Below are 14676 nucleotides of genomic sequence, written 5' to 3'. Positions count from 1 at the left end.
TCGACACGCGCAGGGGGCCTAACCCTAGGCCCGGGAAGGCCCTAGGAGATGGCCGCGGGCTTGTGTGAACAAGTTGTGTCGCGCAGGTGACTCGAGCGAGTCACCTGCGGCCGCAATCACTCACGCGCCCGCGGCGCGGGGTCTCAAATGACCTTGGCGATCGACGCGCAGACGTGGTCGATGTTCTTGCTGTTGAGCGCGGCCACGCACATGCGGCCGGTGTCGGTGCCGTAGACGCCGAACTCGTTGCGCAGGCGCACCATCTGGTCCTTGGTCAGGCCCGAGTAGCTGAACATGCCGATCTGGGTGGTGATGAAGCTCATGTCTTCCTTCACGCCGGCGGCCTTGAGGCCGTCGACCAGCTTCTGGCGCATGGCCTTGATGCGCACGCGCATCTCGCCCAGTTCCTTCTCCCACAGGACGCGCAGCTCGGGGTTGCCGAGCACCGCGGCCACCACGGCGCCGCCGTGCGTGGGCGGGTTGCTGTAGTTGGTGCGGATGGCGATCTTGAGCTGCGACAGCACGCGCGCGGCTTCTTCCTTGTTCTCGCACAGCACCGACAGGGCGCCCACGCGTTCGCCGTAGAGGCTGAAGCTCTTGGAGAACGAGGTCGAGACGAAGAAGGTCAGGCCGGCGTCGACGAACTTGGCAACAGCCGCGCCGTCTTCCTGCAGGCCGTAGCCGAAGCCCTGGTAGGCCATGTCGAGGAAGGGCACCAGGCCCTTGGCCTTGACGGCCGCGACGACCTGGTCCCACTGCGCAGGCGTGATGTCGTAGCCGGTCGGGTTGTGGCAGCAGGCGTGCAGCACGACCACGGTGCCGGCCGGGGCGGCGTTGAGCGCGGCCAGCATGCCGTCGAAGTCGATGCCGCGCTTGGCGGCGTCGTAGTAGGGGTAGCTCTCGACCTCGAAACCGGCGTTGGTGAACAGCGCGCGGTGGTTTTCCCAGCTCGGGTCGCTGATCAGCACCTTGGCGGCGGGGTTGAGCTTCTTGAGGAAGTCGGCGCCGACCTTGAGGCCGCCGGTGCCGCCGATGGCCTGGATCGTGGCCACGCGGCCCGAGGTCACGGGTTCGCTGTCGGCGCCGAAGACCAGCACCTTGACGGCGTTGTCGTACGCCGCGATGCCGTCGATGGGCAGATAACCGCGCGCCGTGGGCGCTTTCATCATGTTCTGCTCGGCCGCCTGCACGCACTGGAGCAGGGGCAGCTTGCCGTTGTCGTCGTAGTAGACGCCGACGCCGAGATTGACCTTGCTGGGGTTGGTATCGGCGGCAAATTGCTCGTTGAGGCCGAGGATCGGATCGCGCGGTGCCATCTCGACCGCGGTGAACATAGACATGGAAAGGTCCTTTGGGATGAAAGCTTCGCTGGCAACCGCTCGAGGCTTTAAGCTTTGCGGTTGCCTTGAATTTTACCGGCGCCACGCCACCTGACGGGTACAGCCATGCCAGAGATCAACGAAGCCATAGCAGACTCGAACAATGCCGAACCCGTGGGGCCGGCTCCCCAGGGCGAATTCATCAGCTTCCCGGGCTCGCCTTTCGAGCTGTACCAGCCCTATCCGCCGGCCGGCGACCAGCCGAAGGCGATCGACCAACTGGTCGAGGGCGTGAGCGACGGCGAGGTGTTCCAGACCCTGCTGGGCGTGACCGGCTCGGGCAAGACCTTCACCATGGCCAACGTGATCGCCCGCACCGGGCGCCCGGCCATCGTGTTCGCCCCCAACAAGACCCTGGCGGCCCAGCTCTACAGCGAATTCCGTGAGTTCTTCCCGAAGAACGCCGTCGAGTACTTCGTCAGCTACTACGACTACTACCAGCCCGAGGCCTACGTGCCGCAGCGCGACCTGTTCATCGAGAAGGACTCCTCGATCAACGAGCACATCGAGCAGATGCGGCTGTCGGCCACCAAGAGCGTGCTGGAGCGGCGCGACACCGTGATCGTGGCCACCGTGAGCGCGATCTACGGCATCGGCACGCCCGAGGACTACATGGAGATGCGGCTGATCGCGCGCGTGGGCGACAAGGTCGGCCAGCGCGACCTGATCGCCCAGTTGATCCGCATGCAGTACACGCGCAACGAGCAGGACTTCGCGCGCGGCACCTTCCGCGTGCGCGGCGACACCATCGACGTGTTCCCGGCCGAGCACAGCGAGCTCGCGATCCGCTTCGAGCTGTTCGACGACGAGATCGAGTCGCTGCAGCTGTTCGACCCGCTGACCGGGCGCATCCGCCAGAAGGTGCCGCGCTTCACGGTCTACCCCTCGAGCCACTACGTGACGCCGCGCGACAAGGTGCTGGCCGCCGTGGAAACCATCAAGATCGAGCTCGACGGGCGGCTCAAGGAGCTGGTGGCCGCGGGCAAACTGGTGGAGGCCCAGCGCCTCGAGCAGCGCACCCGCTTCGACCTCGAGATGCTGGCCGAGATCGGCCACTGCAAGGGCATCGAGAACTACACGCGCCACCTCTCGGGCGCGGCGCCCGGCGACCCGCCGCCCACGCTGACCGACTACCTGCCGAAGGACGCCCTGATGTTCCTCGACGAGAGCCATCAGATGATCGGCCAGCTCGGCGGCATGTACAACGGCGACCGGGCGCGCAAGACCACGCTGGTCGAGTACGGTTTCCGGCTGCCGAGCGCGCTCGACAATCGGCCGCTGAAGCTCGAGGAATTCGAGAAGCGCATGCGCCAGTGCATCTTCGTGTCGGCCACGCCGGCCGACTACGAGAAGCAGCACGCCGGCCAGGTGGTCGAGCAGCTGGTGCGGCCCACCGGGCTGATCGATCCCGAGGTGGAGGTCCGGCCGGCCACCCACCAGGTCGACGACGTGCTGCAGGAGATCCACGTGCGCGTCGAGAAGAACGAGCGCGTGCTGATCACCACGCTGACCAAGCGCATGGCCGAGCAGCTCACCGACTACCTGGGCGACAACGGCGTGAAGGTGCGCTACCTGCACAGCGACGTCGACACGGTCGAACGCGTGGAGATCCTGCGCGACCTGCGCCTGGGCACCTTCGACGTACTGGTGGGGATCAACCTGCTGCGCGAGGGGCTGGACATTCCCGAGGTCTCGCTGGTGGCGATCCTCGATGCCGACAAGGAAGGCTTCCTGCGCGCCGAGCGCTCGCTGATCCAGACCATCGGCCGGGCGGCGCGCAACCTGAACGGCAAGGCCATCCTGTATGCCGACCGGATGACCGAATCGATGAAGCGCGCCATCGGCGAGACCGAGCGCCGGCGCGCGCGCCAGATCGCCCACAACGAAGCCAACGGCATCACGCCGCGCAGCATCGTGAAGCAGGTGCGCGACCTGATCGATGGCGTCTACAGCGAGAAGACCGGCAAGGAGATGGCCAAGCTGGACCTGGAACGCGCCAAGGTCGAGGACATGAGCGAGAAGGACATCGCGCGCGAGATCAAGCGGCTCGAGAAGCAGATGCTCGAGCACGCCCGCAACCTCGAGTTCGAGAAGGCGGCGCGGGTGCGCGACCAGCTGGCGCTGCTGCGCGAGCAGGCCTTCGGCGCCGCGGGCAGCGACAACATCGCGATATCGCCGGCCAAGTAGGTCGAAGGTTTGCGCCGCCGGCGCCCCTGATCGCCCGGAATCGGGTTTACCCGAGCAAACCCGGGGGGCTTCTGATATACTTGAGCGAAACACTCAACAAAAAAGAAACTTCGCGATGAAGGACCGACTCACAACCACTGGCTCACCAGTGTCAAGAGTCGGGCAGGGCGGAGACGAGATCACCGTGGCTCCCGGGCAACGGTGTCATTTCAACGGTAAGCGCTAAAAAGGAGCTTGCGATGCGTCTCACTACCAAAGGCCGTTTTGCGGTCACAGCCATGATCGATCTGGCTCTGCGTCAGAACACCGGTCCGGTCACGCTGGCCGCGATCAGCCAGCGGCAGCAGATTTCGCTGTCGTACCTCGAACAACTCTTCGGCAAGCTGCGCCGTCACGAACTCGTCGAATCCACCCGGGGTCCGGGCGGTGGCTACAGCCTGGGCCGCAAGGCCGCCGACATCACCGTGGCCGACATCATCGTGTCGGTCGACGAACCGATCGACGCCACCCAGTGCGGCGGCAAGGAAAACTGCCTCGGCGAACAAGGCCGCTGCATGACCCACGAACTCTGGGCCTCGCTGAACCAGCGCATGGTCGAGTTCCTCGATTCGGTCACCCTGCAGAAGCTGGTCGACGACCAGATCGCCAAGGGCGTGCAGATCGAGAACAAGCCGGTGGTCAAGCGCGCCATTTCCGCGCAGCCGGTGGTCAAGCCGATCCGCGTCAATGCACCGAATTCGGTGTTTGCCCTGGGCAACGTCTTCGCCAAGTCCTGAGGACCGCGCGACGCCGAAGCTTCGAGTAGACCGACGCGGCGCCCACCGGGCGCCGCCAGCGAACGAACAGCGACCAAGAACAACCCCCCACGCCAGCACGAGCCAGCCATGGACGTAACTCCTCATTTCCCGATCTATCTCGACTACGGCGCCACCACGCCGGTCGACCCGCGTGTGGTCGACGCCATGATTCCCTGGTTGCGTGAGCACTTCGGCAACCCGGCGTCGCGCAGCCACGCCTGGGGCTGGGAAGCGGAAGAGGCGGTCGAGAAGGCCCGCGGCTACGTGGCCGAACTGATCGGCGCCGATCCGCGCGAGATCGTCTGGACCTCTGGCGCCACCGAGTCGAACAACCTCGCGCTCAAGGGCGCGGCGCAGTTCTACAAGGGCAAGGGCAAGCACCTGATCACGGTGAAGACCGAGCACAAGGCCGTGCTCGACACCATGCGCGAGCTCGAGCGCCAGGGCTTCGAGGTCACCTACCTCGACGTGCAGGAAGACGGCTTGCTCGACCTCGAGAAATTCAAGGCCGCGATCCGCCCCGACACGATCCTCGCGAGCGTGATGTTCGTGAACAACGAGATCGGCGTGGTGCAGGACGTGGTGGCGCTCGGCAACATCTGCCGCGAGAAGGGCGTGATCTTCCACGTCGACGCCGCGCAGGCCACCGGCAAGGTCGAGATCGACATCGCGAAGCTGCCGATCGACCTGATGAGCCTGGCGTCGCACAAGACCTACGGCCCCAAGGGCATCGGCGCGCTCTACGTGCGCCGCAAGCCGCGCGTGCGGCTCGAGGCCCAGATGCACGGTGGCGGCCATGAGCGCGGCATGCGCTCGGGCACGCTGCCCACGCACCAGATCGTGGGCATGGGCGAGGCCTTCCGCATCGCCAAGCTCGAGATGAAGGAAGACATCGCCAAGGCCGCGCGGCTGCAGAAGCGCCTGCTCGACGGCCTGAAGGACGTGGAACAGGTCTTCATCAACGGCGACCTCGAGCACCGCGTGCCGCACAACCTGAACATGAGCTTCAACTACGTCGAGGGCGAGTCGCTGATCATGGGCATCAAGGGCCTGGCGGTGTCGTCGGGTTCGGCCTGCACTTCGGCCAGCCTCGAGCCCAGCTACGTGCTGCGCGCCCTGGGCCGCAGCGACGAACTGGCCCACAGCAGCCTGCGCATGACCATCGGTCGCTTCACGACCGAAGAAGAGATCGACTACGCCATCTCGACCATCAAGCACAACGTGGCCAAGCTGCGCGAATTGAGCCCCCTGTGGGAAATGTTCCAGGACGGCGTCGACATCAGCACGATCCAGTGGTCGGCGCACTGAGGCAGTGACGCGAGATCGCTCCGAAGCTCCACGATTGAACACAGTTTGAGAGGTACACCATGGCATATTCTTCCAAGGTCATCGACCACTACGAAAACCCGCGCAACGTCGGCTCCTTCGAAAAGGGCGACGACTCGGTCGGCACCGGCATGGTCGGTGCGCCGGCCTGCGGCGACGTGATGAAGCTGCAGATCAAGGTCAACCCCGAAACCGGCGTGATCGAAGACGCGCGCTTCAAGACCTACGGCTGCGGCTCGGCGATCGCCTCGTCGTCGCTCGTGACCGAGTGGGTCAAGGGCAAGACGCTCGACGAAGCCGCCGCGCTCAAGAACGCGCAGATCGCCGAGGAACTGGCGCTGCCCCCGGTCAAGATCCACTGCTCGATCCTCGCCGAGGACGCGATCAAGGCGGCCGTGAGCGACTACAAGGCCAAGCACGGCGCGAAGAGCGCCGAAGCCGCGGCAGTGCACTGAGATGGCCGTCACGCTGACAGAAGCCGCCGCGCGCCATGTGAATCGCTACCTCGGCAAGCGAGGCAAGGGCGTGGGCGTGCGGCTGGGCGTGAAGACCACGGGCTGCTCGGGCCTGGCCTACAAGCTCGAGTACGTGGACGAGCTGACGCCCGAAGACGTGGTGTTCGAGGACCACGGCGTGAAGGTGCTGGTGGACCCGAAGAGCCTGGCCTACATCGACGGCACGCAGCTGGACTTCGTGCGCGAGGGCCTCAACGAGGGCTTCAAGTTCAACAACCCGAACGAGCGCGACCGCTGCGGTTGCGGCGAAAGCTTCCGCATCTGATGCGCAGTCGCTGACCGCGACAACAGCCGCCACCATGTCATGTGCTGGCGGTTTTTTCATGCCATGAACCTGAACGACACCGACTTCGAGCTGTTCGCCGTCCCCGCGACTTTCGCGCAGGACCGCGCGGCGCTGGACGCGCGCTGGAAAGAGCTGCAGCGCGAAGCCCATCCCGACCGCTTCGCGGCGCAGGGCGCGGCCGCGCAGCGCGTGGCCATGCAATGGTCGGTGCGCATCAACGAGGCCTACCAGCGGCTCAAGGACCCGGTGCGGCGCGCGAGCTACATCTGCGAGCTGCACGGTGCCCCGGTCAATGCCGAGAACAACACGGCGATGCCGCCCGACTTCCTGATGCAGCAGATGGAATGGCGCGAGGCGCTCGACGAGGTCGAGGACATCGCCGCGCTCGACAAGCTGCAAGCCGAGGTCGACGCGGGCCGTGCCCGCGCTCTCTCGTCGCTCGACTGGCTGATCGACGAGAAGGGCGACTACCCCGCCGCCGCGCAGCAGGTGAGAGCCCTCATGTTCATTGAGCGCTTCGGCCACGACGTCGAAGCCAAATCGGATCAATTGGGACAATAAGGGCATGGCTCTCCTCCAGATTTCAGAACCCGGCCAGGCCCCCGACCCGCATCAGCGCCGCATCGCCGTCGGCATCGACCTCGGCACCACGCATTCGCTGGTGGCCTCGGTGCGCAACGGCGTCGCCGAATGCCTGCCCGACGACCAGGGCCGCGTGCTGCTGCCCTCGGTGGTGCGCTACCTCGACAAGGAGCGCCGTCAGATCGGTTTCGACGCGGTCGCCGCGCGCGCGCAGGACCCCTCGAACACCATCACCTCGGTCAAGCGGCTCATGGGCCGCGGACTGGCCGACGTGACCCACCGCGAAGCGATGTCCTACGCCATCGGCGGTGGCGACGGCGGCATGGTGCAGGTGCACACCGCGGCGGGCGACAAATCGCCGGTCGAGATCAGCGCCGAGATCCTCGCGACGCTGCGTTACCGCGCCGAGGACACCTTCGACGACGAGCTCTACGGCGCGGTCATCACCGTGCCGGCCTACTTCGATGAGGGCCAGCGCCAGGCCACGAAGGACGCGGCGCAGCTGGCCGGCCTCAACGTGCTGCGGCTGATCAGCGAGCCCACCGCGGCCGCCATCGCCTACGGCCTCGACAACGCGAGCGAGGGCGTCTACGCCGTCTACGACCTGGGCGGCGGCACCTTCGACATCTCCATCCTGCGGCTTACGCAAGGCGTGTTCGAGGTCATCGCGACCGGCGGCGACTCGGCGCTGGGCGGCGACGACTACGACCATGCGCTGGCCGATTTCGTGCTGGCGCAAAGCGGTGTCCAGACCGCGAGCGAGACCGACAAGGCCGCGGTGCTCGTGGCGGCTCGTGCCGCCAAGGAAGCGCTGACCGATGCCGACACCGTGACCTTCGCCGCCGACGTGGGCGGCCAGCCGCTTCGCTTCGCGCTGCAGCGCGCGCAGTTCGACACGGCCACCAAGGCACTCACCGACCGCACCCTGGCCGCCGTGCGCAAGGCGCTGCGCGACGCCAGGCTCAAGGCCGACGACCTGCAGGGCATCGTGCTGGTGGGCGGGTCGACGCGCATGCCGCAGGTTCGCGAGGCCGTTGCCGAGTTCTTCGGGCGCGAGCCGCTGGTCAACCTGAACCCCGACGAGGTCGTCGCGCTCGGCGCCGCGATCCAGGCGAACCAGCTGGCCGGCAACAACGGCGCGGGCGAGCTGCTGCTGCTCGACGTGATTCCGCTGTCGCTGGGCCTCGAGACCATGGGCGGGCTGGTCGAGCGCATCGTGCCGCGCAACCAGACCATCCCGACCGCGATGGCGCAGGACTTCACCACCTACCAGGACGGCCAGACCGCGCTGGCGCTGCACGTGGTGCAGGGCGAGCGCGACCTGGTGGCCGATTGCCGCAGCCTCGCGCGCTTCACCTTGCGCGGCATTCCGCCGATGACCGCGGGCGCCGCGCGCATCCGCGTGACCTTCACGGTCGACGCCGACGGCCTGCTGAGCGTGAGCGCCAAGGAGCAGATGAGCGGCGTCGAAGCCAGCGTCACCGTCAAGCCTTCCTACGGGCTGTCCGACGACCAGATCGCGACCATGCTGCAGGAGAGCTTCTCGACCGCGCAGCAGGACATGCAGGCGCGCGCGCTGGTCGAGGCCCGCGTCGATGCCGAACGCATGCTGCTCGCGACGAAGAGCGCGCTCGATGCCGACGGCGACCTGCTCGACGCGCAGGAGCGTGCGGCCATCGATGCGTCGATGAGCGCGCTGCGCCTGGGTGCCCAGGGCAGCGACGCCGCCGCGATCGAAGCCGCGACCAAGGCGCTGGCCGAGATCACCGAACCCTTCGCCGCGCAGCGCATGAATGCCGGCATCGCCCGCGCGCTCTCGGGGCGCAAGGTCGAATCGCTTTAGTCCCGGTCCAGAACACCGCAAGAACGACAACGCAGCACTGCATGCCCACGATCAAGATTTATCCGCACCCCGAGTACTGCCCGCAAGGCGCCGAGATCACCGCGCCCGCGGGCACCTCGATCTGCGAGGCCCTGCTCGACAACGACATCAACATCGAGCACGCCTGCGAGATGAGCTGCGCCTGCACCACCTGCCACGTGATCGTGCGCGTGGGAGGCGGCTCGCTCAACGAGGCGGAGGAGGGCGAGGAAGACCTGCTCGACCGCGCCTGGGGGCTGGAGCCGCAATCGCGCCTGAGTTGCCAGGCGATCCTGGCGCAGGAAAATGTGACGATCGAGATTCCGAAGTACTCGATCAACCACGCGAAGGAAAACCACTGATGAGCCGTCTGATCGTTCTCGATACGGAAACCACCGGCCTGTCGGCCGAGAACGGCGACCGGGTCATCGAGCTGGGCTGCGTGGAGCTGTTCAACCGCAAGCTCACCGGCAACGACCTGCACATCTACTTCAACCCCGAGCGCGAAAGCCACGAGGACGCGCTCAAGGTGCACGGCCTGACGACCGACTTCCTGCGCGACAAGCCGAAGTTCGCCACCCTGGCCAACGACATCGTCGAGTACCTGCGCGGCGCCGAGCTGATCATCCACAACGCGGCCTTCGACGTGGGCTTCCTCAACAAGGAATTCGAGCGTGCCGGCCTGCCGCCGCTCAAGACCTTCGTGAGCGAGGTGACCGACACGCTGGCCATGGCCAAGCAGGTGTACCCGGGCAAGCGCAACTCGCTCGACGCGCTGTGCGACCGCTTCGGCGTCGACCGTTCGAACCGCACCTTCCACGGCGCCAAGCTCGACGCCCAGCTGCTGGCCGACGTCTACATCAACCTCACGCGCGGCCAGGACGCGCTGCTGATCGACGTGGCCACCACCGAGCCCGAAGTGGGCACCACGGTGATTGCCATCGACCTGCGCAGCATCGAGCTGCCGGTGCTGGTGGCAACCGAGCACGAACTGGCCGAGCACGACGCCGTGTTGTCGCAGCTCGACAAATCGAGCAACGGTCGCACACTCTTTCGCCAAAACGCTTGAAAAGCTGTGGCATAATCTAAGGCTTCGCAGAACGCGATTCATCCAGGCGCTGAAGCCCATCGAAAAGATCGGGCAGAGGCGTCAGGGGCGGTTAGCTCAGGGGTAGAGCACAGCATTCACACTGCTGGGGTCGGAGGTTCGAAACCTCCACCGCCCACCAATTTCCCGGTTCCATTTCTCTTTTCCGTCGGCGCATCGGCCCCGACGGCATTGCCGTTGGCCTGTCGGTGCGCACCGACGCCAAGTGCCGTCGCGTGCTGCTGGTTTCGCAAGCCTTCGCGCCTAGAACCGATGGCACGACCGCAACCCAGGAGAACAGATCATGGCGACCGCACCCGATCTTCCGACGCCGATCACGCCCACGCCGGGCTTGCCCGTGGAGCCCGACGAAGGGCCGAACAAGGCGCCCGACGAGCCCACCGATCCCGAGCCGCCGCCGACCGCGACCTGATCTTCCCCGGTGCGGCGCTCGCGCTAAGCTCGCCGCATGGACGATCTCGATTGCGCCGTCATCGGCGGTGGTGTGGTGGGTTTGGCCGTGGCGCGCGCACTCGCGCTCGCGGGCCGTGAAGTGATGGTGCTCGAGGCCGAAGGCGCCATCGGCACCGGCACGAGTTCGCGCAACAGCGAAGTCATTCATGCGGGGATCTACTACCCGCAAGGCTCGCTGAAGGCGACGTTGTGCGTCGAGGGCAAGCAACTGCTGTATGCCTACGCCGAAGCGCGCGGCGTGCCGCACCGGCGCTGCGGCAAGCTGATCGTCGCGACCTCGGCCGAACAGGTGGCGGAGCTCGAGGCGATCCGTCTCAAGGCCGCGGCCAATGGTGTCGACGACCTCGAACAGATTTCGGCGGCGCAGGCCGTCGCGCTGGAACCGCAACTGCGCTGCATGGCCGCGCTGGTCTCGCCGAGCACGGGCATCGTCGACAGCCATGCGCTGATGCTGAGCCTGCTCGGCGATCTCGAGAATGCGGGTGGCATGCTGGCATTGAAGTCGGCCGTGACGCGCGCCGACCTGGAAGAGGGCGGCATCGTGCTGATCGCGCAAGACGGCACGCGGTTGCGCTGCCGCAGCGTGGTCAACGCAGCAGGCCTGAGTGCGCCCGATCTGGCGCGCCACTTCGGAGGACTCGCCACCGAGACCGTGCCCACCGCCCATTTCGCGAAGGGCAACTACTTCACCCTGTCGGGCCGCGCGCCCTTCGGCCGGCTGGTCTATCCAGTGCCCGAGCCCGGCGGCCTCGGCGTGCACCTGACGATCGACCTCGGCGGGCAGGCCAAGTTCGGACCCGATGTGCAATGGGTGAGCTCGCCCGACGACCTGGTGGTGGACCCGGCGCGCGGCGATGCCTTCTATGCCGAGGTGCGGAAGTACTGGCCCGCGCTGCCCGATGGCGCGTTGATCCCGGGCTATGCGGGCATGCGGCCGAAGATTTCCGGCCCCGGCGATCCCGCGGCCGACTTCCGCATCGACGGACCGCGCGCGCATGGCGTGCGAGGCCTCGTCAACCTGTTCGGCATCGAATCGCCGGGGCTCACGAGCAGCCTCGCGATCGGCCGCCATGTGGTGGATCTGCTCGCGGCCGAGGACTGAATTTCGCGTCGATCGCGAACGATCTCTTGCAGAACTCTTTGTGGATGCAGGCCTGTGTGGCCGATGGAGCCTGTAACATGACAGCACGCCATTTGTAGGCGTGAAGCCGCCGGCGCGGTGCCGGTGTCATCACGGAGGAAGGTTTCCAATGAGTGCATCCAAGAATCTCGAGGCGGCAGCCGAGGACATCGCGAGCGACGTGCGTGGCGTGCTCGCCAGCAAGGACCTGGATTCGGTTCCCCACATCAAGGCGCTGCGCCAGCGCATCGACACCAAGCTCGCGATCGCCCGCGAGCTCGCCGCCGAGAAGAGCCGCCTCGCCGCCAAGAAGGCCCGCGAAGCCGCCTCGGCCACCAACGCCTATGCCCACGACGAACCCTGGCAGATCGCCGCAGGCGCGCTGGCCGTCGGTGTGCTGGTGGGCCTGCTGCTTGGTCGCCGCTGATCGAACCATGATGACGGGGGGCTGCCGATGAGGTTGCTCTCCCTGCTCGGACTGGACCGGCGCCTGCGCCGGCTGCGCATTGCCGCAGCCGAAGGCGCGATGGCCGCCGAAGACCGTGTGCAGCTGCTGCGCATGGCCTGGGAGGAGGAGAAGCAGCGGCTCAAGCTGGTGCTGGTCCTCGCGATCGTGCTGCTGGGCCTGACGACGATCGCCGTCGCGCTGCTGTCCGTGGCCGTCGTGGTCCATTTCTGGGACACGCCGCAGCGCACCACTGCCGCCTGGTCGGTGGCCGCGCTCTGGATCGTGCTGTGGCTCGCGGCCGCCTGGGGCTTGTGGACCCAGCTGCGCGGCGCCTCGAACAGCTTCACGCCGACCCGCGAGGAACTGGCGCGCGACTGGACCTGGGTGCAGGAGCGCTTCGGACTCGGCGACGAGCCGGGCGAAGAGGATGAGCCGGCGCCACGCCGTCCGGCCACGCGCGAGGAACTGATCGAACGCATCGAGCGCCAGCGCCTGCGTATCGCGACCTTGCAGGGTGGTGGGGCCGCCGCCGCGCACGGTGTGGAGCAGTCTGCGCCTCCGCCGCCCGACGAAACCCCGACCGCCACGGCGTTGCGCATCGCGCGCGAGCATCCGGTTGCCACGGGTGTGGCCGTGGCGGCGGCGCTGGTGGTGGTTCGCCCGAGGCGCCTGCTGCGCTGGGCGACCTTCGTCGCGCCGATCCTCTGGCGCATGCGCTGAAACGGCCGGCGAGCCACGCTCGCCAGATGTCCCGCTGAAAAAACTCAGGCGCTGCCGCGATCCCGCTGCAGCGCCTGCGCCGTTTCATGGACCAGTGCCGGGCCGCGGTAGATCAGGCCGGTGTAGATCTGCACCACGTCAGCGCCCGCCGCGATCTTGGCCTTGGCATCGGCCGCGCCGAGGATGCCGCCCACGCCGACGATCGGGAAGTCCTTGCCCAATGCGGCGCGCAGCTGGGCGATCACGCGGTTGCTCGATTCGCGCACCGGTGCGCCCGACAGGCCACCGGCTTCCTTCGCATGCTGCAGTCCCTCGACCGCATCGCGCGCCAGCGTGGTGTTGGTGGCGATCACGCCATCCATGCCGTGGCGGCGCAGCGTGGCGGCGATCACCGCCACCTGGGCCTCGTCGAGGTCGGGCGCGATCTTCACGAACAGCGGCACGCGGCGCGGCGCGCCGCCGAGGGGCTGGCGCGCCAGCGTCTCGCGTCGCTCGGCCACGGCGCCCAGCAGCGCGTCGAGCGCTTCGTCGCTCTGCAGGCTGCGCAGGTTGGCGGTGTTGGGGCTCGAGATGTTGATCGTCACGTAGTCGGCATGCGGGTACACGCCATCGAGGCAGGCGATGTAGTCGTCCACCGCGCGCTCGATCGGCGTGGCGGCGTTCTTGCCGATGTTCAGGCCCAGCAGCATCGGCGCCTTCGCGCGGCCCGCGTTGCGGCGGAAGCGCGCCTTCTGCACGTTGGCCAGGAAGGCGGCCAGCCCGTCGTTGTTGAAGCCGAGCCGGTTGATCAGCGCCTGGCGTTCGGGCAGGCGGAACATGCGCGGGCGCGGATTGCCGGGCTGGCCCTTGGGCGTGACGGTGCCGACCTCGACGAAGCCGAAGCCCATGGTGGCGAAGGCATCGATGCAGCGCGCGTTCTTGTCGAGGCCGGCGGCGAGGCCGACGCGGTTCGGGAACTGCAGGCCGGCCAGGGTGACGGGATCGTCGACGCGCGGCGCCGAGTAGGCGCAGGCCAGCGGCGTGTTCTGCGTGCGCGCGAGCCCGTCGAGCGTCAGTTCATGGGCATGCTCCGGGTCGAAACCGAACAGGAAAGGGCGGGCCAGGCCGTAGAGCGAGGAGGGCAGCAGGGACATCGTCGGATAATTCGGGGCTTCAATGAGCCCAGGATTCTCCGCGATGACCGCACCCCTTCCTTCTTCTTCCGCCGCACCCGCCACCATCTCCCAGGACGAACTCAAGGCCCAGGTGGGCCGCGCCGCCCTGGCCTACGTGGTGAAGGGCGAGATCGTGGGCGTGGGCACCGGCTCGACGGTCAACAAGTTCATCGACGCGCTGGCCACGATCAAGGACCAGATCCGCGGCGCCGTCTCGAGCTCGGTCGCCTCCACCGAGCGCCTGCGGGCGCTGGGCATCCAGGTGTTCGACAGCAACGAGGTCGAGGAGCTGGGCGTCTACATCGACGGTGCCGACGAGATCGACCCACGGGGTTTCATGGTGAAGGGCGGCGGTGCCGCGCTCACGCGCGAGAAGATCATCGCGGCCCAGTCGCGCCGCTTCGTCTGCATCGCCGATGCCTCGAAGCTGGTCGACACGCTCGGTGCCTTTCCGCTGCCGGTCGAGGTGATCCCGATGGCGGCGCGCCGCGTGATGCGGCAGTTCGCGGCGCTGGGCGGCCAGGCCCAGGTGCGCGAGAAGGACGGGCTGCCGCTGGTCACCGACAACGGCCAGCACATCGTCGACGTGACGGGCCTGAAGATCGCGGATCCGCTGGCCTTCGAATCCGAGGTGAGCCAGTGGCCTGGCGTGGTCACCGTCGGCGTGTTCGCGCACCAGAAGGCGCATGTGTGCCTGCTCGGCACGCCCGAGGGCGTGCGCACGCTGGACTTCGCCTGAT

The 14676-nt window shown here is 67.3% G+C and carries 16 protein-coding genes and 1 tRNA gene; 15 read left to right on the top strand and 2 right to left on the bottom strand.

Features of this window, described 5'->3' with window-relative positions:
* Window positions 1–143: 143 nt before the first annotated feature.
* Window positions 144–1340, bottom strand: a complete 1197-nt coding sequence (locus AC27VN_RS02905; protein ID WP_490875561.1) for an amino acid aminotransferase — start codon at window positions 1338–1340, stop codon at window positions 144–146.
* Window positions 1341–1445: 105 nt separating this feature from the next.
* Here AC27VN_RS02905 and uvrB point away from each other — a divergent pair, with 105 nt between their 5' ends.
* The 14 genes from uvrB to AC27VN_RS02835 all read left to right on the top strand — a co-directional run bounded on the left by uvrB (window position 1446) and on the right by AC27VN_RS02835 (window position 12782).
* Complete coding sequence (uvrB, locus tag AC27VN_RS02900; RefSeq protein ID WP_490875560.1) at window positions 1446–3566, top strand: excinuclease ABC subunit UvrB; 2121 nt, start codon at window positions 1446–1448, stop codon at window positions 3564–3566.
* Between the two features lie 239 nt (window positions 3567–3805).
* The gene (iscR, locus tag AC27VN_RS02895; RefSeq protein WP_056580055.1) at window positions 3806–4342 is read left to right on the top strand and encodes a Fe-S cluster assembly transcriptional regulator IscR; all 537 of its coding nucleotides are present in this window, start codon (window positions 3806–3808) and stop codon (window positions 4340–4342) included.
* A gap of 108 nt (window positions 4343–4450) precedes the next feature.
* A complete protein-coding gene (locus AC27VN_RS02890; protein ID WP_208512235.1) occupies window positions 4451–5671 on the top strand; it encodes an IscS subfamily cysteine desulfurase in 1221 nt (406 codons plus the stop codon).
* Between the two features lie 59 nt (window positions 5672–5730).
* A complete protein-coding gene (gene iscU / locus AC27VN_RS02885; RefSeq protein WP_093342667.1) occupies window positions 5731–6144 on the top strand; it encodes a Fe-S cluster assembly scaffold IscU in 414 nt (137 codons plus the stop codon).
* A gap of 1 nt (window position 6145) precedes the next feature.
* Window positions 6146–6469, top strand: coding sequence for an iron-sulfur cluster assembly protein IscA (iscA, locus tag AC27VN_RS02880; RefSeq protein WP_057593654.1), 324 nt, complete (start codon window positions 6146–6148; stop codon window positions 6467–6469).
* 63 nt (window positions 6470–6532) lie between these two features.
* On the top strand, window positions 6533–7051 hold the full coding sequence (hscB, locus tag AC27VN_RS02875) for a Fe-S protein assembly co-chaperone HscB (protein WP_296789015.1): 519 nt from the start codon (window positions 6533–6535) through the stop codon (window positions 7049–7051).
* Between the two features lie 4 nt (window positions 7052–7055).
* On the top strand, window positions 7056–8915 hold the full coding sequence (hscA, locus tag AC27VN_RS02870; protein ID WP_490875559.1) for a Fe-S protein assembly chaperone HscA: 1860 nt from the start codon (window positions 7056–7058) through the stop codon (window positions 8913–8915).
* A gap of 41 nt (window positions 8916–8956) precedes the next feature.
* Window positions 8957–9295: an ISC system 2Fe-2S type ferredoxin gene (gene fdx / locus AC27VN_RS02865; protein ID WP_093342663.1), complete on the top strand. Its 339-nt coding sequence runs from the start codon at window positions 8957–8959 to the stop codon at window positions 9293–9295.
* Entirely contained in the window at window positions 9295–10002 is a 708-nt protein-coding gene (gene dnaQ, locus AC27VN_RS02860) for a DNA polymerase III subunit epsilon (RefSeq protein WP_093342661.1), read from the top strand. Before fdx ends, dnaQ begins: the two co-directional genes overlap by 1 nt.
* Window positions 10003–10087: 85 nt before the next feature.
* Window positions 10088–10162: transfer RNA gene (locus tag AC27VN_RS02855), tRNA-Val, on the top strand.
* A 162-nt stretch (window positions 10163–10324) separates the two neighbouring features.
* Window positions 10325–10453: a stereocilin gene (locus AC27VN_RS02850; RefSeq protein WP_093343433.1), complete on the top strand. Its 129-nt coding sequence runs from the start codon at window positions 10325–10327 to the stop codon at window positions 10451–10453.
* Between the two features lie 36 nt (window positions 10454–10489).
* The gene (locus tag AC27VN_RS02845) at window positions 10490–11596 is read left to right on the top strand and encodes an NAD(P)/FAD-dependent oxidoreductase (RefSeq protein WP_490875558.1); all 1107 of its coding nucleotides are present in this window, start codon (window positions 10490–10492) and stop codon (window positions 11594–11596) included.
* Window positions 11597–11744: 148 nt separating this feature from the next.
* A complete protein-coding gene (locus AC27VN_RS02840) occupies window positions 11745–12041 on the top strand; it encodes a glycine zipper domain-containing protein (RefSeq protein ID WP_057593661.1) in 297 nt (98 codons plus the stop codon).
* Between the two features lie 27 nt (window positions 12042–12068).
* Window positions 12069–12782 carry a phage holin family protein gene (locus AC27VN_RS02835; protein ID WP_490875557.1) on the top strand — a complete coding sequence of 238 codons (714 nt, stop codon included), beginning with the start codon at window positions 12069–12071 and terminating at the stop codon, window positions 12780–12782.
* Window positions 12783–12826: 44 nt separating this feature from the next.
* Here the strand turns inward: AC27VN_RS02835 and AC27VN_RS02830 are convergent, their stop codons facing one another.
* A complete protein-coding gene (locus tag AC27VN_RS02830) occupies window positions 12827–13915 on the bottom strand; it encodes a quinone-dependent dihydroorotate dehydrogenase (protein ID WP_490875556.1) in 1089 nt (362 codons plus the stop codon).
* A 43-nt stretch (window positions 13916–13958) separates the two neighbouring features.
* On the opposite strand from AC27VN_RS02830, the gene rpiA reads away from it, so the two are divergent.
* Window positions 13959–14675 (top strand): ribose-5-phosphate isomerase RpiA, encoded by a 717-nt coding sequence (gene rpiA / locus AC27VN_RS02825; protein WP_490875555.1) that lies wholly within the window; start codon window positions 13959–13961, stop codon window positions 14673–14675.
* The last annotated feature ends 1 nt before the right edge of the window (window position 14676 follow it).

It is taken from the genome of Variovorax sp. 20P10.2.4, assembly GCF_058244205.1.
Note: the sequence above shows the minus strand (reverse complement) of the source record. Positions and strands in the feature narration are given on the sequence as shown.